Source organism: Paradesulfitobacterium aromaticivorans (assembly GCF_054657415.1).
The window spans coordinates 636,141-657,990 of record NZ_BAAHYT010000010.1 but is presented as its reverse complement, the minus strand read 5'-3'; the positions used below and the strand labels follow the sequence as shown (position 1 = coordinate 657,990).

At 45.1% G+C, this 21,850-nt stretch carries 25 protein-coding genes and 2 pseudogenes; 21 read left to right on the top strand and 6 right to left on the bottom strand.

Annotated features, from left to right (window positions below):
• The first annotated feature begins 49 nt into the window (after positions 1–49).
• Genes ACYQ2N_RS08670 through ACYQ2N_RS08655 form a run of 4 tightly spaced genes read left to right on the top strand, consistent with a single transcriptional unit; the run spans position 50 to position 3,326 of the window.
• Complete coding sequence (locus tag ACYQ2N_RS08670) at positions 50–922, top strand: branched-chain amino acid ABC transporter permease (RefSeq protein ID WP_459998835.1); 873 nt, start codon at positions 50–52, stop codon at positions 920–922.
• Position 923: 1 nt separating this feature from the next.
• The gene (locus ACYQ2N_RS08665) at positions 924–1,916 is read left to right on the top strand and encodes a branched-chain amino acid ABC transporter permease (RefSeq protein ID WP_459998833.1); all 993 of its coding nucleotides are present in this window, start codon (positions 924–926) and stop codon (positions 1,914–1,916) included.
• On the top strand, positions 1,913–2,644 hold the full coding sequence (locus ACYQ2N_RS08660) for an ABC transporter ATP-binding protein (RefSeq protein ID WP_459998832.1): 732 nt from the start codon (positions 1,913–1,915) through the stop codon (positions 2,642–2,644). The genes ACYQ2N_RS08665 and ACYQ2N_RS08660 overlap by 4 nt, the downstream gene beginning before the upstream one ends.
• Complete coding sequence (locus ACYQ2N_RS08655) at positions 2,628–3,326, top strand: ABC transporter ATP-binding protein (protein ID WP_459998830.1); 699 nt, start codon at positions 2,628–2,630, stop codon at positions 3,324–3,326. The genes ACYQ2N_RS08660 and ACYQ2N_RS08655 overlap by 17 nt, the downstream gene beginning before the upstream one ends.
• A 194-nt stretch (positions 3,327–3,520) precedes the next feature.
• On the opposite strand, the gene ACYQ2N_RS08650 is transcribed toward ACYQ2N_RS08655, so the two are convergent.
• Positions 3,521–3,724, bottom strand: a complete 204-nt coding sequence (locus ACYQ2N_RS08650) for a hypothetical protein (RefSeq protein WP_459998829.1) — start codon at positions 3,722–3,724, stop codon at positions 3,521–3,523.
• Between the two features lie 566 nt (positions 3,725–4,290).
• Positions 4,291–4,536, bottom strand: a pseudogene (locus ACYQ2N_RS08645) (DUF4070 domain-containing protein); the annotation flags it as partial.
• 273 nt (positions 4,537–4,809) lie between these two features.
• Here ACYQ2N_RS08645 and ACYQ2N_RS08640 point away from each other — a divergent pair.
• The 4 genes from ACYQ2N_RS08640 to ACYQ2N_RS08625 all read left to right on the top strand — a co-directional run bounded on the left by ACYQ2N_RS08640 (position 4,810) and on the right by ACYQ2N_RS08625 (position 7,042).
• A complete protein-coding gene (locus tag ACYQ2N_RS08640; RefSeq protein ID WP_459998827.1) occupies positions 4,810–5,016 on the top strand; it encodes a PLDc N-terminal domain-containing protein in 207 nt (68 codons plus the stop codon).
• Positions 5,013–5,654 (top strand): hypothetical protein, encoded by a 642-nt coding sequence (locus ACYQ2N_RS08635; protein ID WP_459998826.1) that lies wholly within the window; start codon positions 5,013–5,015, stop codon positions 5,652–5,654. The genes ACYQ2N_RS08640 and ACYQ2N_RS08635 overlap by 4 nt, the downstream gene beginning before the upstream one ends.
• Positions 5,655–5,729: 75 nt before the next feature.
• Positions 5,730–6,473, top strand: a complete 744-nt coding sequence (locus ACYQ2N_RS08630; RefSeq protein ID WP_459998825.1) for a LolA-like protein — start codon at positions 5,730–5,732, stop codon at positions 6,471–6,473.
• Between the two features lie 257 nt (positions 6,474–6,730).
• The gene (locus ACYQ2N_RS08625; protein WP_459998824.1) at positions 6,731–7,042 is read left to right on the top strand and encodes a pyridoxamine 5'-phosphate oxidase family protein; all 312 of its coding nucleotides are present in this window, start codon (positions 6,731–6,733) and stop codon (positions 7,040–7,042) included.
• Positions 7,043–7,177: 135 nt separating this feature from the next.
• Here ACYQ2N_RS08625 and ACYQ2N_RS08620 read toward each other — a convergent pair whose 3' ends face one another.
• Both ACYQ2N_RS08620 and ACYQ2N_RS08615 read right to left on the bottom strand, forming a co-directional pair.
• Positions 7,178–7,834 carry a Crp/Fnr family transcriptional regulator gene (locus tag ACYQ2N_RS08620; RefSeq protein ID WP_459998823.1) on the bottom strand — a complete coding sequence of 219 codons (657 nt, stop codon included), beginning with the start codon at positions 7,832–7,834 and terminating at the stop codon, positions 7,178–7,180.
• Between the two features lie 266 nt (positions 7,835–8,100).
• Positions 8,101–8,679 (bottom strand): DUF1638 domain-containing protein, encoded by a 579-nt coding sequence (locus ACYQ2N_RS08615; protein WP_459998822.1) that lies wholly within the window; start codon positions 8,677–8,679, stop codon positions 8,101–8,103.
• Between the two features lie 256 nt (positions 8,680–8,935).
• Between ACYQ2N_RS08615 and ACYQ2N_RS08610 the strand changes: the two genes are divergently transcribed.
• The 9 genes and pseudogenes from ACYQ2N_RS08610 (at position 8,936) to ACYQ2N_RS08570 (ending at position 15,871) form a co-directional block, all read left to right on the top strand.
• Positions 8,936–9,268, top strand: a complete 333-nt coding sequence (locus ACYQ2N_RS08610) for a type II toxin-antitoxin system MqsR family toxin (RefSeq protein WP_459998821.1) — start codon at positions 8,936–8,938, stop codon at positions 9,266–9,268.
• A 13-nt stretch (positions 9,269–9,281) separates the two neighbouring features.
• Complete coding sequence (locus ACYQ2N_RS08605) at positions 9,282–10,283, top strand: type II TA system antitoxin MqsA family protein (protein WP_459998820.1); 1,002 nt, start codon at positions 9,282–9,284, stop codon at positions 10,281–10,283.
• Between the two features lie 67 nt (positions 10,284–10,350).
• Positions 10,351–11,001 carry a superoxide dismutase gene (locus tag ACYQ2N_RS08600; RefSeq protein ID WP_459998819.1) on the top strand — a complete coding sequence of 217 codons (651 nt, stop codon included), beginning with the start codon at positions 10,351–10,353 and terminating at the stop codon, positions 10,999–11,001.
• Positions 11,002–11,260: 259 nt separating this feature from the next.
• Complete coding sequence (locus tag ACYQ2N_RS08595) at positions 11,261–11,698, top strand: hypothetical protein (RefSeq protein WP_459998818.1); 438 nt, start codon at positions 11,261–11,263, stop codon at positions 11,696–11,698.
• Between the two features lie 319 nt (positions 11,699–12,017).
• Positions 12,018–12,584, top strand: coding sequence for a nitroreductase family protein (locus ACYQ2N_RS08590; protein ID WP_459998816.1), 567 nt, complete (start codon positions 12,018–12,020; stop codon positions 12,582–12,584).
• A 50-nt stretch (positions 12,585–12,634) separates the two neighbouring features.
• Complete coding sequence (locus ACYQ2N_RS08585; RefSeq protein ID WP_459998814.1) at positions 12,635–13,726, top strand: FUSC family protein; 1,092 nt, start codon at positions 12,635–12,637, stop codon at positions 13,724–13,726.
• A gap of 141 nt (positions 13,727–13,867) precedes the next feature.
• Positions 13,868–14,287: pseudogene (locus tag ACYQ2N_RS08580) on the top strand (ammonium transporter); the annotation flags it as partial.
• Between the two features lie 56 nt (positions 14,288–14,343).
• A complete protein-coding gene (locus ACYQ2N_RS08575) occupies positions 14,344–14,682 on the top strand; it encodes a P-II family nitrogen regulator (protein WP_459998813.1) in 339 nt (112 codons plus the stop codon).
• A gap of 406 nt (positions 14,683–15,088) precedes the next feature.
• On the top strand, positions 15,089–15,871 hold the full coding sequence (locus tag ACYQ2N_RS08570; RefSeq protein WP_459998812.1) for an enoyl-CoA hydratase/isomerase family protein: 783 nt from the start codon (positions 15,089–15,091) through the stop codon (positions 15,869–15,871).
• A gap of 191 nt (positions 15,872–16,062) precedes the next feature.
• Here the strand turns inward: ACYQ2N_RS08570 and ACYQ2N_RS08565 are convergent, their stop codons facing one another.
• Positions 16,063–17,199 carry an aldo/keto reductase gene (locus ACYQ2N_RS08565; protein ID WP_459998810.1) on the bottom strand — a complete coding sequence of 379 codons (1,137 nt, stop codon included), beginning with the start codon at positions 17,197–17,199 and terminating at the stop codon, positions 16,063–16,065.
• A 392-nt stretch (positions 17,200–17,591) separates the two neighbouring features.
• On the opposite strand from ACYQ2N_RS08565, the gene ACYQ2N_RS08560 reads away from it, so the two are divergent.
• The 4 genes from ACYQ2N_RS08560 to ACYQ2N_RS08545 all read left to right on the top strand — a co-directional run bounded on the left by ACYQ2N_RS08560 (position 17,592) and on the right by ACYQ2N_RS08545 (position 20,428).
• Positions 17,592–18,776 carry a pyridoxal phosphate-dependent aminotransferase gene (locus ACYQ2N_RS08560; RefSeq protein ID WP_460000493.1) on the top strand — a complete coding sequence of 395 codons (1,185 nt, stop codon included), beginning with the start codon at positions 17,592–17,594 and terminating at the stop codon, positions 18,774–18,776.
• Positions 18,777–18,789: 13 nt separating this feature from the next.
• A complete protein-coding gene (nudC, locus tag ACYQ2N_RS08555) occupies positions 18,790–19,605 on the top strand; it encodes an NAD(+) diphosphatase (protein WP_459998809.1) in 816 nt (271 codons plus the stop codon).
• Between the two features lie 191 nt (positions 19,606–19,796).
• Positions 19,797–20,042 carry a hypothetical protein gene (locus ACYQ2N_RS08550; RefSeq protein ID WP_459998808.1) on the top strand — a complete coding sequence of 82 codons (246 nt, stop codon included), beginning with the start codon at positions 19,797–19,799 and terminating at the stop codon, positions 20,040–20,042.
• 2 nt (positions 20,043–20,044) lie between these two features.
• Positions 20,045–20,428 (top strand): aspartyl protease family protein, encoded by a 384-nt coding sequence (locus tag ACYQ2N_RS08545; protein ID WP_459998807.1) that lies wholly within the window; start codon positions 20,045–20,047, stop codon positions 20,426–20,428.
• Between the two features lie 78 nt (positions 20,429–20,506).
• Here the strand turns inward: ACYQ2N_RS08545 and ACYQ2N_RS08540 are convergent, their stop codons facing one another.
• The gene (locus ACYQ2N_RS08540) at positions 20,507–21,844 is read right to left on the bottom strand and encodes a plasmid pRiA4b ORF-3 family protein (RefSeq protein ID WP_459998806.1); all 1,338 of its coding nucleotides are present in this window, start codon (positions 21,842–21,844) and stop codon (positions 20,507–20,509) included.
• Positions 21,845–21,850: the final 6 nt, after the last annotated feature.

Here is a 21,850-nt window from a genome sequence, read left to right as displayed (position 1 = left end):
GTAATCCCTCTCCTTTTCAGGTCTTTCGGGCATCAGGGGGGAGAATAAAGTGCAGACATTGGCAGATGGTCTTCTGATCGGTGGGATCTATGCGGTGATCGCTCTTGGCTTAACGTTGATATTTGGCGTGATGCGCGTGATTAACATGGCGCATGGCGAATTTGTCATGATTGGGATGTTTGTGAGTTATCTGCTGTTTTCAAAGTTGGGAGTGGACCCGTTTCTTAGTATACTGATCACGGTTCCTGTGTGTTTTGTGATCGGATTTTCTTTATATCGCTTGTTTGTTGAAAAAGCGCAGCGGGCCAGCGAGGAAAACACGTTGCTGTTGACGGCCGGAGCGAGTATTTTTATCGCGAACTTCATGGCCCTGCCGGCTTTTATCGGTCCGAAGTTCTTGCGCTTGAGCAGTGAGAATCTGTATTGGGCAAACAAAGTGTGGTATGTGGGAGGGATTTCATTAAACGCGGCGATGGCTGCAGGGTTTTTGGTCACAGGCGTCATTATTTTTGTACTTCATATGCTGCTGCTGAAAACGGATACCGGTTTTGCGATTCGTGCTTCGGCCCAAGATCCCACGGCCGCCACGATTATGGGAGTCAATGTTCCGTTCATTTCAGGAATTACATTTGGGCTGGGAGCTGCCTTTGCGGGAGTGGCGGGTAATATTCTTGCGGCCAATTACCCGATTTACGCCTCCATCGGCACTTTGTTTGTGGTAAAAGCTTTTGTGATTGTGGTCTTGGGGGGAATGGGTTCCATTCCGGGGGCGGCTGTTGGAGGGTTAATCCTGGGGGTTGCGGAAAGTTTCGGTTCTGCCTATCTTCCTCATGGCTCGGGTTTTCGGGATGTCTTCGGGCTCGTGATTTTCTTGTTGGTCTTGCTGTTCCGGCCACAGGGCTTGTTTGGGAAGGGGCGTTAGCATGAAAGCAATTTTGACAACAGGGATGCTGGCGGGATTATTGGCACTGGTGGTACCGATGTTTGCCGATATTCATATCTATGCGGTGGTGACGATTGTCCTCATAAGTATCATGTTTGGTCAGGCCTGGAACTTGCTGGGGGGATTTACGGGACAGATTTCCTTCGGACATGCCATGTTTTTTGGCTTGGGTGCGTATGTGGCCATGATTGGGTCGGTTAGAGGACATCTGGATATGGGGCTTGGATTGCTGCTTGGCGGACTGAGTGCAGGTCTTTATTCAATTCCGATTGGAGCTTTAATTTTTCGGCTGCGTGGGCCATATTTGGCCTTGGGCTCGCTAGCGTTGGCAGAAATCATGCGCATTGTGGCGGTAAACTGGAAAAGCATTACCAACGGCGGAGAAGGGATGCCATTGTCTGGTGTCAACACCATGTTTGGCATCCCCATTTCCAGCAAACAAGAGTACTTTTATATGGCAGTAGTGTTGGCTGCACTCTTTTCACTGTTCTGCTCTTATTTGATGAAAAGCAAAACGGGTTACAGCATGATTGCGATTCGCGAAAACGAAGAGTCGGCCCAAGCGATGGGCATCCATACTCCACGCTATAAAAGCAGCGCGTTGTTTATCAGTGCTTTTTTAACCGGAACCGCAGGGGCTTTTTTCGGATTCTACAACAAATTTATTGATCCGGATATGGTCTTAAGCACGCATATATCCACAGAAATGATTTTTGTGACCGTGATTGGCGGGATTGGAACGATTGCCGGTCCGATTGCCGGTTCAGCCATTTTGGTCGTGCTGCAAGAGTATTTGAAAGGAATTCCGGCCTTACAGACCTATCCTTCTTTATACTTGACGATTTACGGCTTTTTGCTGATGATGGTCATTCTATATTTGCCGGGCGGCATTGTGGATGGATTCAAAAGATTGTACCGCTGGTTTTTTGAGAAAACTCGCCATTCGGGCATCGGAAAGGAGAAAACCGTATGACCGGATTTTTGGAAGCGCAAAATCTTACGAAACAATTTGGCGGGGTCAAGGCGGTGGACGATGTCTCCTTTTCAGTTCAAAAAGGACAGATTATGGCGTTGATTGGTCCCAATGGTGCCGGGAAAACCACCTGTTTTAATATCATCGCAGGAGCGTTTGACCCGAGTGCCGGCAAGGTTACCTTCAAAGGGCAAAACATTACGGGGAAAAAACCGTATGAACTCAATCACCTTGGCATTGCCCGCACCTTTCAAATCGTGAAACCGCTCGCCAAACTTTCCGTAGCCGATAATTTGATGGTCGCTTCGCTCGCCAAAAGTAAAAATGTGAAAGAAGCTAAACAAAAAGCGGAAAACATCATGTCGCTTACCCAGTTGACTTCTCTTGCTCATACTATTGCGGGGCAATTATCGATCGGAAATTTGAAGCGGCTGGAAGTGGCACGGGCACTGGCGACAAAGCCAGAATTGCTGCTGATGGATGAACCAATGGGTGGTCTAACCCCGGCGGAAGTGAATCAGGCCATCGAATTGATCAGTGAAATCAGGAAGATGGGGATTACCATTGTCATCATTGAACATATCATGAAGGCGGTCATGTCGGTAGCCGATGCGATTGTCGTGTTGCAAAACGGAAAGATGATAGTAAGCGGGAACCCGCAAGATGTGGTCGAAAATGAAGCAGTGATCAAAGCGTATTTGGGGGATGCTTATGCTGCACATCAGTAATTTGCAAAGCTTTTACGGGAATGTACAAGCGGTATGGGACGTGTCGCTTGAAGTGAAACAGGGTGAAGTGGTATCCATAATCGGTGCAAACGGAGCGGGCAAAACTACCATCCTGAAATCGATCGTTGGCTTGGTGGCAAAAAAAGGGACGCTGATGTTTAACAGCCAAGACATTTCAACGTTACCCGCCCATCGGATGGCGGAAATGGGAATTGCCTATGTCCCTGAAGGCCGCCGTGTTTTTCCAGACATGTCGGTGGAAGAAAACCTGAAACTGGGAGGCTACAATAAACGGGCTAAAGCAGGACGAAATGAGTCCATGGCCTATGTTTTGGAATTATTCCCGCGGCTGAAGGAGCGTTTTCACACCCTGGCAGGAAATTTGTCCGGTGGGGAGCAGCAAATGCTGGTCATTGCGCGGGGACTTGTGAGTCAACCACGATTGCTGCTGTTGGATGAGCCTTCACTCGGAATTGCTCCCATCTTGGTAGAAGAAATTTTTAAAACAATTGATATCATAAAAAATGAAGTAACAATTATGCTGGTGGAACAACATGTGCACCATGCACTGTCTATCGCCAACCGCGGGTATGTTTTGGAACACGGACGGATCGTCCTGGAAGGAACAGGAGAGGAACTGCGGCAAAACGATCATGTCCGGGAGGCTTATCTTGGAATGTAAAGAAGAGAAGCTTTGACATTTCTTCACAGCTGGTTTTTCAGCCACACAGTAACAGTCTCTACAACCGCAGGACATTCTGGCTCATTGTGAAGTTCATGGTAAAGACCGTGGCCAAATCCGGTTCATAAACCCGGCCAATTTTAATGTGACGGCCGCAGGTTCAAAGGCCAGCTTCAGCCAGGGGCTGGTGGCAATCACTCCTGTGAGCGGGGCAGAAAACCGGAGGGCGTAATTGAGGACGAGGCGCCGAGGCTGTGCCCATAGAGGAAAAGGCTCTGCTCGGAAAGCGTTCCCGCGCGTGCTTGAGGAGGAGCCAAGGATTTGGCCTCAGGTGTCCATTCCTGAAACCAGAGCGTTAGCCTACCATTTGAGAGAACCTGAAACTCCGTTTTGGGCAAGCCAAACCCCTCCTTTCCGTATCTTAAATGTTGAAGTAGATGAATCATTGGTTTACGGTTGCACACAAGTGCTTGAACTAATGCTCCAGTTTATTTAATCATAACATGTATAATTATTTCGATTGGATGCACAATATCAGTGAGGGTACGTAATGGTTGAGCCAAGATTCATGGATGCTCTTAAAGGGTATTCATGGGTCGGCCAAAGATTGTATATGGGTCTAACGGCTCATATGCAGTCGGAGGGAAGATTCTATGCGGTTAGGAAAAGCGTCGGTATTACATATTGATTGTAATGAGGTTCCAACTTATCGCATAGGGTCGAGCTAAGATCATACTGGGTGTTGTAGCGGTCATATTCAGCCGAGAGGTTGACTATGGCTGGGTAGATATCCAGTGTGGTCGAACGAACCATCAGTATAGGTGGCGAACTGTTTTGTTATGGTCGGAAGATCATAGCAGGGTACTAAACCATTTATATTGGTGCAAGGTAGATCATTACGTGCTCTTCTAATATATTGTAATACAAAATTTAGTCTTGAAGAGTGGGCGGGTGTATATCCGCCCTAATTAATCTCACAGGATGTTCTTTCGAATACTTTCCGGAAATGGAATCCATAGATTGAAAAGGTCACCGCCAAAGGGAATACTTTGGGGCACTCAAACAAAGACCGGAAAATCAACTTCCAGTAGTAGCGCCTTTCATTGCCGATAACTCCCAAGCCGGGCAATACTTCTGTGACCAATTTTCTCTTATTGCCAATAAAATTATCATCGACAAAAAAGATGCCTTCTCTCCAACCTGCTTCATACAGAGCGTTAATAGAGAAGTTATAAAAGCGGGATTTTCCGGATCTAATAATGGAACACAATATTACACTTAACTATGATATTGACGACATAAAAGCAAGTAGCAATATCTGTCTAAAAGGCTGCTTGCTCTTTTTATTTAATTTTTAGACCCCCTAATAAACATAAAAAACTTTGCTCCTTACCGGAACTTTTTCGCGTTGGTTTGCATCTAAAAGGCAGAATAAATACCACAAATGGAACCGACTGTAAAAGGACGGAAGGAGTGCGGAAACATGAGCACCGAAATTACGAGTATTCCCTGGAATTTGCTTTTACCTATTTTAGTGATCCAAGTAGCGCTGCAAGTTGTTTCCCTCGTGAGCCTGGTGCGCAGCGAAGGAGTCAAAACCCTCAACAAGGCGCTGTGGGCCGTAATTATCGTGCTATTCGGCATACTCGGCTCAGTTTTGTACTGGATTCTGGGGAGAGATGCACAATGATCAAGTTCCAAGAAGCAAGCAAGCGCTTTGGGGCTTTTGTGGCTTTGGACAAAATTAGTTTCCAGGTGCCTGGGATCGTCAGCCAATACAACCAGTTGGGCCTGCTAACCCTTATCCTGATCGGGATGGGTCTTGTCGCCGGGGAGCGCAAGGCAGTCGGGGAGTGGCTGTGGAGTAAACCGGTTGTTCTTTACCAATATGTTGCGGCCAAGTTTTGCGTCCTTTACCTGGTGGCAGCTTTGGCTGCCCTGGCCGGCTTAGGACTGGGTGGGTATTACACCGCTCAGCTGATCGGAGCGGTCAACTGGTTTTCTCTCTGGCAGGGAGCCCTGCTCTATATGCTGTATCAAGCGTTCCTGATCAGTGTGATTTTGCTCGCCAGTACCCTGGTGACGAGTCCGACTCTAGCCGGTGGCATCGCTTTGCTCTTGATTGTGCCCATTAACACCGTGCTGCCGATGGTTTGGCGGGAACATTTTGTGCCGGGTCTGTTAGTCTTGATTCAGATGACCTTCAGTCAGACGCCCTGGGCGGGGTCAACACCCGCCTGGGAACCGGTTGTCACGACGGTGGCTGCGACAGTGCTATGCTTGGGTCTGCAATTTCCCTTGCTCGCTTGGAGGAAAACGCTCCACTAAGGTAGAACTTGGATCTAGGGTTTGTCTAATTCCTAACGGGGAGTTGGTTTCTGTGGTCGAGGAACATGTGAACAAATGGGCCTCAATTTCGCCGATTCCCTAAAAAAACTGGCGGCCGATAAAAGCAGCCGCCTTTTAGGTACGGAGTGCCTGAACGGACGTCCGGCTCTGCATCTCCAATTCAACCAGACGGTGAAGGACAAGGGCGAAATGGTAACCCACTTGTGGATGGACAAAGATACCTGGATGCCCTTGGTGACGGAATGGTACAACGCGGCCGGTGAACCGGTGCAACGCAAGGTGGTACGGGAAGTGCGCTTTAACCAGGGTCTGTCGGATGAACGGTTTTCGTTGGAACTGCCGCCCGATGTCCATTTGAAGGACAATACTCAGCAGACAGTCCAGCCTTTGCAAGATATAACCCTGGCTGAGGCAAAGGCGCATTTAGGCGGGCAAATTTTTGCAGCGGAGGCAGCCCTGACCGGTGAGGTGTACCAGGCCAAATACCAGTGGCTGGCTTTGCCGGAGGACAAAGGGGTTTTGCTGACACAGTACTTCATCCCTGGGGAACCACTGGCGCAGCTAACCGTTACCCAGGCTAAAACGGCCCACGCCAACATACCGGCCCAGATGCCTTCAGTACCGGTACGTATTCCATTTGCCGGGATGGAGGTGGAAGGACGTTGCTTTGAATTGGGACTTGGTCCAATGAAAACGATGCTAGTCTGGAGCCATAGCGGTCGGTTTTTTACCGCCGGCGGCGATTTTGACCGGGACGGACTATTGAGTGCGGTGGGAAAACTGAGCTCCAGATTATAATCACTGTAGTGGGCAATGATAAGCAAAGTTAATAAAACTTAAAAAACTCTTGAACTTCACAACGGCCCTCCCAAGGTTTTGGGGAGGGCCTTATATAACCTGGTGGAATCTTGTAAAATGTTTTACAGACAGACAAGTATGATTAAGTTAAAGTTGTATTAACAACTGAATTGGCGCAACGATTTCAACGGGGTCATGCAACCATAACGGTATCTCTGAAAATGCTGCGCACTAGAGTTTAGAAAGGGTGGTATAAAATGGTAATTACAGAAACAATCCAACAAGTGATCAAGGAAGCGCCTATCGTACCGATTGTTACAGTCTCTGCTCAGGGTGAGCCCCATTTAATTGTGGTCGGTCAAGTGAAAGAGATTAGGGAAGACGATGTCCTGGCTTTTGGAATCTACAAAATGGATAAAACTCAGCAAAACATCCAAGAAAATGGAGCTATGCAGGTCGTAATCGCTTCGAAAGCTGACGGCCCTAAGGGTTACCGATTGCTAGGAAAAGCTTCCATCAAAGACAAAGAAGTCTTGTTTAAGGCGGAAGCGGCCGAGGTGCTACTGTGAAAAGATTAAACATTTGGTCATTGCTCTTTCTCTCGACTAAGAGCAGAGCCAAGCCCGTAGCTTCAGAGCTACGGGCTTTGTACCAATACCTTTAACTCGTCGGAGCGAATGGTCAGAGCACTAGGCGACAGGCATCTAGCTGATTCTTATAATAAGGGAATCCCTGGTATAAGAGATCAGTCCTTCTTCTTTGAGCTTATTGAGCGTGTAGGTAATCATGACTCGGGAGGCGTTGACCAAACTCGCCAAATCCTCATGAGTTAAATGAATCGTGAGTAATAGCCCCTCGTTGACAGGTTTACCGTAATTAGAAGCCAATCGTTGCAATGTTTTTAGCAGTCTGTTTCTCACATCATGAAAAGCCATATCGGCCATTTGGTCTGTATAATTATTTAATCGCTTGCCCAAGAATTTAAGTAATCTAAGACCTGCAGCGGGATTCTGTAAGATCATTTTTTCAAAATCAGCTTTAGTACAAGTACAGATGAAACTTGGTTCCAGCACCTGCGCGGTCATCGAGTGAAATTGCTCATCAAAAATTGAGTTTTCGCCAAAGATGCTATCCACTTCAAGGATATCCAGCGTAATTTCTTTTCCACCCTCTGAACCTTTGAATAATCGTATCCGCCCAGACTTAACGATATAGATCGTATCCGCAGGGTCACCTTCATGAAAAATGACCGTCCCCTTCTGATAAGTTTTTTTGCCAGCTAACTGTGTGACTTGTCTCTTTTCCTCAGGGGAAAGAGTGGAAAATATAACCAAGTCCAACATACATTTACTCTTTTCCATTCAAAGTGATTCTCCCCTTTGAGTTCATGAAAAATAACAGAAGGCTGATGATTTCTATGGCAAGTTTCTGTCTGTTATAGTCAATTATAGACAACGCTAACGTAAACGTCAATAATCATAAGAGAGTAGGTAGGGCATTTCCTAACCCTGGCGCTTTATGAAGGCATGGATTTGGCGATTATGAATTATTGGACAAAGAGCTCATGAATGAGGTTCGGTGGCTAGGGACGGGTAATATGGACTGCGAGTTTATTTCTTCAACAAATCTAAGAGTAGGAGTCGATATTCTTCAGCATCTTAGTGAGTTCACTTTTAAGATTGTCCAATGAAATTGGGTAGGGTTCGATCGGTACTTGGGTGTATTCAAAAAACTCCAGGAGAGCTTCTTCGTCAACGGGGGTGCCCAAGTCGAGCATCAATATTTTGTCATAATACCCAAAATTATGCCTAGCATCAATGGTGTCCCAGCCAAGACCGGTTATGAAAATATCCTTCCATCTCTCAAGCCACCCGCTTGTTATATAAAAAATCTTGGCTTCTCGGTCTAATTCTTTCATCTTGTCTCCAAGAAGCAATTCGATGCAATTTGACCTGGAAACAATTGGACAATGATATTGTGCGGCTATTTCGCCAATGTCTGGATGACATTTATTTCCTACTAGAATCAAAGGTTTGTCGTTTCGGTTAGCCTCATCTATTTTCGTTCGCAAGGACGCTTCTAACCGGTCTAAGTTTACATGGAGCGCAGCGTCAATGAAGAACAAATTGTTCTTCATAGCCAGTTCTCGCATACACTGCCTAATTTCTTTTTCGAGCATAGAGCAACCAACAAATACGTGTTCCATTCTTGCCACCTCTTCCGATAATTAGCTGAATTGGATAACATACGCTTGTGTTTGAGTTTACAGGTTACAGCAAGGCTGGTCTGTAAACCATTTAACAAAGAAGAGTAATTACAGGTATACAGCGAATCGATCAAGTTAACAACTTAAGGTACCGGGATAGCCGTTAAGATTTGGGACTCTTTCTCGATAAAACGCAATAATATGCTACTAATTGATAGCATTTTGGGATATAATACTTAAGGAAAGGAGGGAATAAGTGGATAGAGAACAAATCGAGGTTTTTTTGAGAGAAGTCAAACGGCTGATTGAAAGCGGTGACTGGCGAATGGTTCCAAGAAAAAAGAACTTAGCAGGATTGGCGGACCTTGGACTATTGATTCAAGGTGCCAAAAAGGAATTGCTTGGATTAAGTTACCGGCATTATGATCGAGGGCCGTTACCCGATAAAGATCGCGACGGTGATGTTTGGGAGTTTATCAAACCTGTAAATAAAGACCGAGTCTATATAAAGTTGAAGATTGATAGCAGAGGTTGCGTCTGTATGAGCTTTCATCGTTCCCAAGGCCCTACAACGCTACCGTTTAAATAGGGGAGGTAAACTTATGAGGCGCTACTGTGATACATGTGACAGAGAAGTTGACGCCCAGGTGGTGAGAAAACAGGAAGTCTTTCCGGTAAAAGGAGAACCGATTAAAGTGGTTTCCGACGTGTTGGTGTGTCCTGAATGTGGTGAATCTATTTTTGATGAGGAACTTGACGGACAAACCTTGAATCGTGCTTATGAAGAATACCGCTTGAAACACAATCTGCTGTTCCCCGGTGCCATTCGGAGAATCCGGGAACGGTACGGTTCAGGGCGAACGGTGGCAACACTCTTGGGCTGGAGCCAGGCCACGATGGTTCGTTATGAGCACGGAGCTATTCCGGATACGGCCCATCACGATCAGCTCGTGCGCTTGAAAGACGATCCGGACTATATCCAGCTGCTGCTGCGTCAGCGTGGTGCAAAGCTCAATGACCGGGAACGTAAGCGGATCGAATCGTTATTGGCCCCGCCAAAAACGGATGACCTGGACGTTGATCCGGTCGTTTCGTTAGCCATGGTCTTTCGCAAATTCTATGAGCGCGGACTGACGAATACCGACTTCGATTTTGAGAAGTTAACGGCCATGGTTCAAATGTTTGCACGAAACAATCGCGAACTGGTCAAAACCAAGCTGCAAAAACTTCTGTTCTATGCCGATTTTCTCTGTGTAAAACGCTATGGGCATTCGATCACGGGGATGGTTTACATTCATAATCATTACGGTCCGGTACCGGCGCACCACGATCTCGTTCATTGGGCATTATTGACTGCCAATGTGATTGATACCAAACCTTTTGATGGGCACTATGAAGGAGAAGTCATCGTGGCTACTGAAGAGCCTGATCCCTCCCTATTCAGTGAAGAAGAGCTGGAGGTTATTCAGTGTGTGGCCGGTTATTTTCGCGATTTTACGGCCACAAAAATCTCGGAGTTCTCTCACGAGGAACCCGGATACAGAAACACCGGAATGAAAGAGATCATTTCCTTTGATTACGCCCGTGAACTCAAATTAATCTGAACATAATGGAATAATGCATAATAAAATACTTTGTTGAAGTGCATTGATCTTAAGGGAGGGACTGAATATGCAACATTTTATGGTGCCACTTAGTCAACACAGGTTACCAAAGCTACCTTATCCTTATAATGCTCTTGAACCTGTTATCAGCACCGGATTGCTACAAATTCATCATAGTCAACATCATAAATCATACGTTGAAGGTTTGAATAAAGCTGAACTTAAACTAGCAGAAGCCCGGCAAAAAAGGGATTATAGCCTGGTAAAACACTGGGAGCGGGAAATTGCTTTTCATGGTTCCGGTCATATTCTCCATAGCATTTATTGGACGTCAATGGCTCCTGTCGGGAATCGATGGGAAACTCCCGGAGCCCAAACAATTAAGTATATCATTGATTATTTTGGGAGTCTGATTGCATTCCAGGAACAGTTCAGTGAGGCTGCCATCAATGTGGAAGGATCCGGTTGGACCTTGTTAGTATGGCAACCGGGTTGGGGACGGTTGGAAATCCTAACAATCGAAAAGCATCAGGATTTCTTTCAAGCAGGTAGTATCCCGCTGCTTGTTATGGATGTATGGGAGCATGCGTATTATCTGGATTACCAATCGAAACGCAAGGACTATGTAAGGTCTTGGTGGCAGATTGTTAACTGGGGTGAAGTAGAAAAAAGACTGAGTCTTGCGATGCAAGGGCAGATGCCATTAGTAATTGTTTAATAATTTTGCTGGCGGTTACAGGGTGCGTCCCACCTTGGCAACCAATTCGATTATCCTGCGCAGAATTTGGAAAAAGAGTGGTATCCGATCTGGGTACTGCTTTTCTTCATTAAGCGTAAAGGCAGAGCGGCTAATTATTCTTCAATGAGCATATAATAAGATCGCATGACTACGTTGACTACATTGACCACAGTGACTACATTAACTTATAATAAAAAGCGAAGTGATTTTGATGGAAATTCGAAAGGGGAAGCTAAAAATGGAAGCTATCGCCGTACCGAGGTATAATATTAGGGATACTAAAAGATATTATTCTGACCTTAATAATTTGGTATTAAAAGGAATAGAGGTTATTACTTTTAATGCAACCAGCGGGCAGGACCAAGTGTCCCATATTAAGACTTCTTACCTCGATCGACTCTTAAATGAGTTGCGGTTCCATCCAATAACTGAAAAAGATGAAGAATTACAAGTTTATACGATAGCCTTACAGGAAATCGACCTTTACGGAGAGGGTGCTTCAGTTGATGATGCGACTGAAGATCTAGTAACCAGTATTGTTGAATTCCTAAATATTTATATTCAAAAGTTGGATATGTTTGCGCAAGTGGAGTCTGAATTAAAGCAACTCTATTTATTAAAGCTTTTAAGATGTAATGGAGATCGAGAGAAGATCAAGAAAGCGATCGGTATGTAGAAAATGCCAATCAGATTTTCGCACGGAGACATTAAACGGCTGTTAATTCATTTGAATATGAAAGCGGATAAAGGTTCGAATTTATTCTACGGCTTAGGAAGGGACGGAATCTGGCGAACATGCAAATTCGACTATCATAAAGACCGTGATATGGTAGCAAAGGGAACGGCTAAGGTAATCGCAACTTCCTTAAAATTTAACACCCTTCAGGATATGAAAGAATTTATTGAAAAAAAGGTATAAACTTCGCAGCACTTGTGGTGCGGGTTTGTCCTTTAATATAGTTTTAACTATATCTAATTTGTGGGGAGGATAAGCAATGCTCATTGATCTCATTACCAAGAACCGTTCGTATAGGAGGTTTTACCAAGAGGAGAAGGTTGCGCTGGATACTCTGCGAGAGGTGATCAACCTGGCCCGGCTGACGTCATCCGGGGGGAATTTGCAGTCTTTGAAGTATGTGTTGTCCAATGAGAAGGAGAAAAACGAGCGAATTTTCAAGACCCTGAAGTGGGCAGGCTATTTGAGCAACTGGGACGGGCCGGAAGAAGGGGAAAAGCCGAGCGCCTATATCGTCATGCTTCATGACACGCGGATCAGCAAGACTTTTTTCTGGGATCACGGCCTGGCGGCCCAGTCCATTCTGCTGGGACTTACAGAAAAGGGTTTGGGTGCCTGCCAATTCAACAATATAGACCGTCCACGGCTGGCATCCGAGCTTCAACTGCCGGACGATTACGAGATCGTCCTGGCTATGGCCGTGGGGAAACCGAAAGAAATCGTGGTCTTGGAGGAGATGGATGCCCCCGCCCAAGTGAAGTACTGGCGGGATGAACAGGGTGTTCACCATGTACCTAAGCGCAAACTGGAGGATTTGATACTTTAGCATTCTGTCGACACGATGAGGAAACTCGCGCAGGGGAAGGATGGGTAAGTTTGTCGATTGGGGCGCGGACGATTAAAACAGGCGTAGCGGTAGCCATTTCAATTCTTATCTGTAAATTCTTGCGCATCGAACCGGCCATCTTCGCGGCTATTACCGCTGTTGTAAATATGCAGCCATCTGTAGGCAAGGCCTTGCGCAACGCCAGGCAGCAGATAGCGGTGCATGTATTAGGAGTTGCTTTGGCCATCGTGCTCGGTATGATTTTCGGCACCGGCCCGTTGGTCATTGGCATGGCCGTGATCCTGATCATTGCGCTGTGCAATCGCCTGGGCTGGTCGGGCGCTATTACTCTGGGCGTAGTTTCCATTGTCTTCATCTTGGATGCTCCTAAGGACCAATTTCTCATGCATGCAGGTATCCGGTCTTTGGCCGTGTTTGTCGGACTGGCTGTGGCCCTGGCCGTCAACCGTATCCTGAGGCCCCCGGCCTATAAAGCGAAGCTTTGGCAGGGACTTCAGGACCTCTTTCAGGAATCTTCGTCCTATTTTCTCCAGAGCCTGGTGACATTTGTTTCGTCCGCTGAGTTGACAATGTTTAAACCGGAGCCGCCGGTCCAACTGGAGCATAAACTGAACGAGCTTATGGAGATGTACGATCATGCCCGGGAGGAGCTGACTGCCGAAGACAACCCACTCTTGTGGGAACGCCTTTTGGAAATCTGCCGGGGTTTTATCGAGCGGGGCCAAAACATCGATGAGATGACCGCCCAGCGGGTAAAAAGGCGCCAAGACCCGGATTCTCCGCTGCCTACGGATGGGATGAGTCCGGAGTTCCGGGCCATTCTGGATTTACTGATGGTTGGGAAGGAAAAATTGGCTGTACAGCTTAAGCGGGTGAGTCGCGCTCTGAATGAAAACCAAAGGACGGAAGCAATGGAATATGATCTGGAATTTTGGGCTGAGTTCGATCAGGTGATGGATGCTTGGCAGCGCAAAGTAAGCGGGGTATTTTACCTGCGGGCCATGATGGAAATAGCGGTGGTTGCTACGGAAATACGCTGGGCAGGTCGCCGCCTGCGGACAATTTATAAAATGAAAATACAATATTCATTTGAAAACCATCTTGTTGCTTCCCAGAATTAGTGCTAAACTATGGTTAACGATTGATTATGTTGTTTAAGGCTAAAGATGTCCTCAGGGATAACCTGAGGACGTTTTATGTTTTAAGGGGCAAAGGTGCCTATGAGAGGATTTAGACTCTCGTAGGCACCTGCCGGCACAGCTGCAGTTAGTCCGGCCGGTGCGGCTATCATCGGCTTGGGGGCAGGTATCTTGATTGTGCTTGCGGTCGAATTATTTGACAAAGTTCTTAAAATCGATGATCCTGTCGGAGCGATTTCCGTACATGGTGTTTGTGGGGCTTATGGAACTGCAATGGTTGGACTTTTCGCAGTTGATGGCGGCCTCTTTTATGGAGGTGGAACGGAGCAGTTGATTACTCAGCTGATAGGCATTGGAGCTGTTTTCGTTTGGACAGTCTTGACATCGTTGCTCCTCTTTGGAATACTGAAAGCAACCATTGGGCTGCGTGTAAGCAAGGATGAGGAAGAGCTTGGCTTGGATATCGGTGAGCATGGCATTGAGGCCTATCCCGGATTCACGATGAAGACGGGTCCTTCAACTGTTCAATTTGGAGGCAAATGATAAAGGGTGTGTGCCTGAAGATAAATACAGGTATTTTAGTTCAGGAGGAATGATTTATGAAGAAAATTGATGCGATCATTCGACCGGGCAAGCTCGATAGTGTCAAAGATGCCCTTGACAAATTTGGGGTTAATGGGCTGACCGTGAGCCAAGTTATCGGTTGCGGGAATCAGAGGGGACATACTCAGGTGTACAGAGGTGTCGAGTATTCCGTGTATTTACTGCCAAAAGTGAAAATTGAAGTGGTCATTCCAGATAAGGCTGTAGAAGAGATTATCCGGATTATTTCCGAAACGGCAAAAACCGGCGAAATCGGAGATGGTAAGATATTCGTTTCTACCGTGGAGAATGCCGTTAAGATCAGAACAGGGGAAACGGGAGAAAGCGCTTTGTAGGAAACTTCGCTGATGAACGTTTAATAAGGTTGAATTTTGACAAACAAACTTTCGGTTTATGGAAATAGATATTAAATTTTAGGGAGCCTTCTTTGCTAAAAAGGCTCCCTTTGCTGCCTACTTATAAGAGCACTCCCCGAACTCCAATTTGAGTTTATCCTTAGTGAGGCCTGGAAGATAGCCTCGAAGGACATAGGCCTTCTCCGTATCCTTAATAAAATATAAGATATTAAAACATTAAGAAAGGGTTTAGTAGGGAAATAGAGAATAACTAATTTTAGGATGTTCCCACTATTGATTCTCATTACATCCCCGCTCTCCTTGCCGGGGAAAATCCCTCTAGAAAAGCTACAACGAGAAACCGCTTAAGATGGCAGGAATTGAACTCGAGGATGGAGGAGAGGGCATGAGCTACGGAAAACATCTAGGATATACAAAGGATGCCAGAATAGGAATTATCACTTTGGATAATGCCAAGGGATTTAATGTAGTTGGCATGGATTTTCTGCATGAGTTAGAAGAAATACAAAAGGAGATCAGTTGTGACCGCGACTTAGGCGGAATCGTCATCAACGCCAATGGCGACAATTTCTCGGCCGGCTTGGACCTCAATTTCTTGAAAGGTGTCACTACGGAATTCATTATGGATAACTTGGTATGGCTGCAGAACCTTTATTCTTTCTGGCAACGCTTACCAATACCAGTCATCGCTGCGGTTCAAGGCCTTTGCTATGGTTCTGGCACGGAGCTAATTCTCGGTTGCGATATTCGCATCGCAGCGGATAATGCCAAATTTTCTATTCCCGAAGTGCGCTTTGGCCTAGCTCCTGATATGGGGGGGACGACCCGCTTAACGCATTTGGTCGGTATCGGCCAAGCCAAACGCCTGATTATGGGATGTGAAGAAATCGATGCCGCAGAGGCTTTGCGAATAGGCCTTATCGAAATCCTCGTTACAAAAGAAGAGCTGAATGAGCGTGCACTGAAGCTTGCCCTAAAAATGGCGGGTTTCCCGTCAGCCGGCATGCGTTTTGCTAAAAAAGGTATCAATTTGGCCAATGAAAGTAGTGTGGAAGCAGGATTATTTTTTGAACAGGCACAATCGACGTATTGCTGTGGTACAGAGGATTTACGCGAAGCGGTCACCGCCTTTCTTGAAAAGAGAAAACCCGTTTTCACTGGAAGATAGGATTGCGATCAAGTTTTTTAATACCTAATTCTTCAATAGCCTTAATTAATGGTGGAGTCTTCAGTTGTCCCTTCAGAGTTTTATATAGGCTTTGAGCTATAGTTTCCAAATTAGTCAATAAGAAGCACACCGCCATAGAAAGGCCGGTGTGCTTTTTAAGTGCTTGAAGTGAATAGCACGCTTAAGCAGGTTCATTCACCAAAAGCAGTATCAACTTCTTTGAGGTGTTCGCGGATATTTAAGTGCTGTGGACAAAGATCCTCGCACTGTCCACACTCCGTACATGCTGAAGCACGGCTGTTTCCCTGGAAGAACTGTTTGTAAGCAAATCGCGAAGCAGAAAAATCATTATAAGTATGAGCCTCATTAAAGAGGGAAAAGTTACGGGGAATTTCAACCCCTGAAGGGCATGGCTGGCAATAACCACAAGCGGTACAATCAATTTTGGTCAAAGAATTGTAAATAGTTTTAACCTGCTCGATAAGAGAAAGGTCAGCTTCATCCAAAGAGTTTGGTTTTGCCGTCTCAACAGTACGCAAGTTCTCTTCCACCTGGTCCATAGTGCTCATACCACTCAATACCACGGAGACCTCCGGATGATTCCAGACCCAGCGCAAAGCCCAGGCCGCCGGAGAGCGTTTAACCGGTGATTTGTCCCAAATATTCTGGATTGCCGGCGGGGGATTTTTCGCCAATTTCCCACCTTTGATAGGTTCCATGACCACCACTGCTAATCCTTTGGCTGCAGCATATTTTAATCCTGCCGTCCCTGCCTGAATATGGGTATCCATATAATTATATTGTATCTGGCAGAAAGTCCAGGGGTAAGCATCAATAATCTCAGTAAAAACAGGGTACTCATCATGGAAAGAAAAACCGACATAACGGATCCGGCCATTGACCAGAGCTTGCTCAAGGAATCGTTCAAAACCAAGCTGCCTGATGTTATCCCAAGTACGTCGGTTTAGACCGTGCATCAGATAAAAATCGATGTAACCGGTATCCAGTTTCTGAAGTTGCTCGTTAAGGAAGCGATCAAAATCTGCATAAGTTTGTACTCTGCCTACGGGTAGCTTAGTTGCCAGTTTTACCTTTTCCCTGTACCCTTCCTTAAGGGCCTTGCCAACTACGATCTCACTTTGGCCATTATGATAGAAATACGCAGTGTCAATATAATTGACGCCTTGATCGATCGCATAACGAATCATTCGAATAGCCTCTGCTTCGTTGATGTTACTCTGATCCTTGTTAAGAATTGGCAAACGCATACAGCCAAAGCCCAGAGCGGATAGATGGAAATCAAGTTGACCAAATTTGCGGTAGAGCATACTTGCTTCTCCTTTCGTAGCGAGCATTTTCGTGCGTGGAGCAAATGTTGTATTTGTGCAATGGTATTTTTATACGTATTTAGATTAAATATGGCAATATGATAGTAAGACTCTTGTTCATAAATGAATAAGGGAAAAATTGGCAAAATGAAATGTTTTTATGAGTTATTGTCAAGGTAAATGTAATGAAACACTTGGGGTCACTGGAAGGAAAAGCGAGGAGTTTGGCGAAAAAGAAAGATAGACTGTCATTCACGGACAACGGTACAAATTGCCTTGGCGGCTTACAGCCTTTTGGAAGCAGATCCTAGTATTGTTAAGGATGATGATTTTTGCTAGCAAGCCCTAGCTATATTATAGTGGAAAAGTTATATAAAGAAAGGTTGATCATTATGATATCAAAACAAATGCAAAAGCAGGTGGAAGGTAGTTCTCTTATTCGGGCCATGTTTGAGGAAGGCAAAAAATTAGCAGCAATTTACGGAGCGGAACATGTATTCGATTTCAGCCTTGGAAATCCAAATGTTGAACCACCTGAAGAGGTAAAAAAAGCAATTATAGAAATTCTAAATAGTGAAGGCGCAATGGCCATTCATGGGTATATGAACAATTCAGGTTATGAAGATGTAAGAAATATTGTCGCAGAGTCTATCAATGAAAAATTCGGTACTTCTTTTACTCACAATAACATTATCATGACCGTTGGCGCAGCAGGTGGATTAAACGTTATTTTTAAAACGTTGCTTAACCCCAAGGATGAGGTTATCGCTTTCGCACCCTTTTTCGGAGAATACAGAGGTTATGTAACAAACTATGAGGGTGAATTGGTTGTAGTTTCCCCAAACACAATCGATTTCCAGCCTAATCTTGAAGAGTTTAAAGAGAAGCTGACACCAAAAACTAAAGCAGTTATCATAAATTCCCCTAACAATCCAACGGGAGTTATCTATTCGGAAGAAACCATAATCAAACTCTCTGGAATACTGAGAGAGAAGCAAAAGGAATTTGGGACAGAAATATATCTGATTTCTGATGAGCCGTACCGGGAACTTGTTTATGATAATGCCGAAGTGCCTTATCTTACAAAGTATTATGCAAACACGATAGTCGGGTACTCGTTTAGCAAATCCCTATCGCTACCCGGAGAAAGAATAGGCTATTTAGTGATTCCGGACGATGCAGCTGATTTTGAGAATGTTATCGCAGCAGCGAATATCGCGACCCGAATTCTTGGTTACGTAAACGCTCCGTCGTTATTTCAACGTGTTGTTGCTAAGTGCTTAGATGCAAAAGTGGATATTGACACTTATAACCGAAATCGAGAACTTCTCTATAATGGGCTCTCATCCTACGGTTATCAATGTATTAAACCTGAAGGTGCATTTTACATGTTTGTTAAGTCGCCAATCGCGGATGATGTGGAATTCTGCAATCAGGCCAAGAAGAAAAATATTCTTATTGTACCTGGCTCTGCCTTTGGTTGCCCAGGCTATGTTCGAATCGCTTATTGTGTTGCGAATAAGACCATTCAAGGAGCATTACCGGGCTTTAAGGCTTTGATTGAAGAGTGTAAATGAAAGAGGATAACTAATGTTTTTTGAACCAGGACTCAGTTGCAAAGCTGATGGAGACGTAACGGCATATTGGTTGTTGTTTAAAGGAAATAGAATTCTTCTTTCAAAAAAAGATAAAGTGCAATTTACTTTGCCAGAGATTGATTTGTATAAGTTAAGCAAGAAGCTGATCAGAAGTCAATATCTTGATCGAGTGGAAGGGCGTTCTTGTTACGTTGCTGAACTTACCCCGGACACGGTCGCACCGGAAGGTATGTCATTTTACGACTTAAGGCGGTTACTCGGTAAGATCCCCGATGATTTGTTTTTCTTAGCAGGTAAAGCAAGTCATATTTTACATTGGGATCGTACTCATCAATATTGCAGCCAGTGCGGAGCACAGACAGAAAATAAGATGGATGAAAGGGCTAAGCTTTGTCCTTCTTGTGGGTTTGTTAACTATCCGCGGATTTCCCCAGCGATTATTGTGGCAATTACCAGGGGACGCGAGATTTTGTTAGCTAAGGGGAGCCGTTTTCAAGCAGATTTCTATAGTGTTTTAGCTGGTTTTGTGGAGCCAGGGGAAACATTTGAAGAGTGTGTGCAAAGGGAAGTAGAAGAGGAAGTGGGTCTGAAAGTTAAAAACATTAAATATTTTGGCAGCCAGCCTTGGCCCTTCCCGGATTCTCTAATGGTAGGTTTTACAGCTGAGTATGCTAGTGGGGACATAATTATTGATAAAAATGAAATCGTGGACGCAGGGTGGTTTTCCGTGGAGCAACTCCCACTGATACCTGGCATCGGAAGTATAGCCCGGCAATTAATAGATTGGTTTGTCCAAATAAAATCATAATTTAACAGCCAGGGATATTATCTACCCAGTGGCAGCTTCATTATTTTCCGTGATAATTTTAACAACTCTTGATTTATACGGATATCTCCACCCAGGCCGAAATAGCGACTTTCGATGGATCTTGAGGGGAGCAAATTTTGAGAATCTGATATAATGTTGGCAAGAGATATAAATGGAAGGAGGCAGGCATCATGAAATGGGAAGAAGTTAGAAAGCTTTGCCCGAATCAGTATGTGCAGGTGAAAATAATTAAATCTACTGTCGAGGAGAATGTGGAAAAAGTGGACGAGGTTGCCGTAATTCGCAGCATATCCGATCCAAAAGAAGCGACCGCAGAGCTTATGAGAAGTAGGGGTGATACATTAGTCTATCATACCCGTAACGCGAAGATGGAATTGGAGATCAGGAGGAACCCCGGTTTTAGGGGGAGTATATGAGGATGGTGATTGATTGTCGCGATGGCTTGTTGTTTACAAATTTACTGCTAACTTTCCAGGGTAGGACGGGAGTAATTATGAACGTGGTTATCGACACCGGTGCGACACATTCAATTCTCTCGCCGGACTCCGTTCGGGAGTTAGGTTTGGAATTTGAAGATGACGACCAGATTGTTACCAGTGTTGGCGTAGGCGGTAAGCAATATGCCTTTGTCAAGATGGTTGACAATATTGAATTTGGTCCATTTAAGGTTAATAAATGCAATATAGATTTTAGTGTAATAGATACTGCAGGTAGGATCAACGGACTTTTGGAAATGGACTTGCTGTCTAGGGTCGGTGCTGTAATAGATATTAAAAATATGCTGCTATACGAAGGAACATAAGCAATGGTCTCCGGAAATAATCGGCACCCATTATTAATTACTCTGGAAAGATAGGGTCGGGCAGATAGATATCGAGATTCAATCATAATCCCAGTCCGGATACTGTTCAGGATCTTTTCCTTTTTTCTCGATCACCATAGGTTTAAGCGGAGCCGGGGCATCAAGGATTTCTTCCAATTGGACTGTAAATTTCCACTCGTCCCCGAAGTCAAAAAGGTATAAAAATCGAGTTCCTTGTTCAAGCTCCAGCTTTTTGAGGACCGCTTTGTCGGCGCTGGGCTGTTTGTCGTCTTCCTTGTCCCAGTAAGCGTTTTGGGACCAGGGTTTTCCGTCCATAAAAAAGGCATAGAGGTGGTCATCGTCCAAAGCAAAAGCATCCTGTATAGCCAGATGCAGATGGTGGAGGGTGTGAGCGGATGCGATCTTTATTTTTCGCCAGGTCCTACCGTTAAGGGAAACTTTGAAAACAAAGACGCTTCTTCCGTCACCTGTTGTCACAGGTGCTTTCCCTTGCCCCACCACGCTGTCTATGGCATTAACATTGAGAGCTCCCTCCGGTAAGAATCCGGCAAAGGCCTGTTCAAAGGGCTCTTTTTTTGTTGTGGCTAGGGGCCGTTTTACACCCATTTTGGCTGCAAGGGTAATGATGTGATCATCGTTCCAGTTTGAGTCTACATAGTGGTCATTCCTCGAATCGTTATAAATTTCGTACGGGCGCCGGCGACAAGCATTAATCATCGCGATGCCCAGGGGTGTCGGGGTGATGGCTTTGACATCGATGTCCTTCTTGGATCTATGGAAATCCGGAATATAAGCTTCTTCGTATTTCCAGAATCCAAAAACACTCAAGTGATGAACAACTAAGCCGGCTCCGACAAACAACTTATGGATGGGATTAAGGGGATCATATCCTTCATTGAAATTTTCTACATCAGCAAAAATTCGTACATCGGATTCAGCACCGGCTAACGCTTCGAAGGCCAATTTTGTGTACATGAAATGGTGAAACATGGTCATGGAATCACAATACAATTCCTCAAAATCCAATTTGGACCAATAGGTCTTAAAGAGAAACATATACTTGTCGAATGCACTTAAAGACCTGTATTTTTCCAGCCTTGGCGAAGGTGCCAAAAACAAACTGTCACCTTTGCCGTTTTGCGTATTATACAAACCGGTTGTCATGATGATGAAAAAGAACAGATTAATTGTTGGATAACTGGGTTGAAGGTAGTTGGGACCACCCATATCCCGCGGCCGGGAAAGTAACTTGTTGAGGGCAAAGCAATCTTTTTTCCCAAGCTCTTGTCGGGCTGGGGTAAGCTTAGGCCGGTGCTCGTCCAGATAATGACATAATACTTCAAAATCGTGAAGAGTCACCTGGATATCCTGTTCCGTAATCGTGATGTTGCTCATATGTTG

Excerpts from the sequence above, each read along its gene's own strand:
- ACYQ2N_RS08665 (WP_459998833.1), top strand. The coding sequence starts at position 924 with ATGAAAGCAATTTTGACAACAGGGATGCTGGCGGGATTATTGGCACTG.
- ACYQ2N_RS08660 (WP_459998832.1), top strand. The coding sequence starts at position 1,913 with ATGACCGGATTTTTGGAAGCGCAAAATCTTACGAAACAATTTGGCGGG.
- ACYQ2N_RS08655 (WP_459998830.1), top strand. The coding sequence starts at position 2,628 with ATGCTGCACATCAGTAATTTGCAAAGCTTTTACGGGAATGTACAAGCG.
- ACYQ2N_RS08640 (WP_459998827.1), top strand. The coding sequence starts at position 4,810 with ATGAGCACCGAAATTACGAGTATTCCCTGGAATTTGCTTTTACCTATT.
- ACYQ2N_RS08635 (WP_459998826.1), top strand. The coding sequence starts at position 5,013 with ATGATCAAGTTCCAAGAAGCAAGCAAGCGCTTTGGGGCTTTTGTGGCT.
- ACYQ2N_RS08630 (WP_459998825.1), top strand. The coding sequence starts at position 5,730 with ATGGGCCTCAATTTCGCCGATTCCCTAAAAAAACTGGCGGCCGATAAA.
- ACYQ2N_RS08625 (WP_459998824.1), top strand. The coding sequence starts at position 6,731 with ATGGTAATTACAGAAACAATCCAACAAGTGATCAAGGAAGCGCCTATC.
- ACYQ2N_RS08620 (WP_459998823.1), bottom strand. The coding sequence starts at position 7,834 with ATGGAAAAGAGTAAATGTATGTTGGACTTGGTTATATTTTCCACTCTT.
- ACYQ2N_RS08615 (WP_459998822.1), bottom strand. The coding sequence starts at position 8,679 with ATGGAACACGTATTTGTTGGTTGCTCTATGCTCGAAAAAGAAATTAGG.
- ACYQ2N_RS08605 (WP_459998820.1), top strand. The coding sequence starts at position 9,282 with ATGAGGCGCTACTGTGATACATGTGACAGAGAAGTTGACGCCCAGGTG.
- ACYQ2N_RS08600 (WP_459998819.1), top strand. The coding sequence starts at position 10,351 with ATGCAACATTTTATGGTGCCACTTAGTCAACACAGGTTACCAAAGCTA.
- ACYQ2N_RS08595 (WP_459998818.1), top strand. The coding sequence starts at position 11,261 with ATGGAAGCTATCGCCGTACCGAGGTATAATATTAGGGATACTAAAAGA.
- ACYQ2N_RS08590 (WP_459998816.1), top strand. The coding sequence starts at position 12,018 with ATGCTCATTGATCTCATTACCAAGAACCGTTCGTATAGGAGGTTTTAC.
- ACYQ2N_RS08575 (WP_459998813.1), top strand. The coding sequence starts at position 14,344 with ATGAAGAAAATTGATGCGATCATTCGACCGGGCAAGCTCGATAGTGTC.
- ACYQ2N_RS08570 (WP_459998812.1), top strand. The coding sequence starts at position 15,089 with ATGAGCTACGGAAAACATCTAGGATATACAAAGGATGCCAGAATAGGA.
- ACYQ2N_RS08565 (WP_459998810.1), bottom strand. The coding sequence starts at position 17,199 with ATGCTCTACCGCAAATTTGGTCAACTTGATTTCCATCTATCCGCTCTG.
- ACYQ2N_RS08560 (WP_460000493.1), top strand. The coding sequence starts at position 17,592 with ATGATATCAAAACAAATGCAAAAGCAGGTGGAAGGTAGTTCTCTTATT.
- nudC (WP_459998809.1), top strand. The coding sequence starts at position 18,790 with ATGTTTTTTGAACCAGGACTCAGTTGCAAAGCTGATGGAGACGTAACG.
- ACYQ2N_RS08550 (WP_459998808.1), top strand. The coding sequence starts at position 19,797 with ATGAAATGGGAAGAAGTTAGAAAGCTTTGCCCGAATCAGTATGTGCAG.
- ACYQ2N_RS08545 (WP_459998807.1), top strand. The coding sequence starts at position 20,045 with ATGGTGATTGATTGTCGCGATGGCTTGTTGTTTACAAATTTACTGCTA.
- ACYQ2N_RS08540 (WP_459998806.1), bottom strand. The coding sequence starts at position 21,844 with ATGAGCAACATCACGATTACGGAACAGGATATCCAGGTGACTCTTCAC.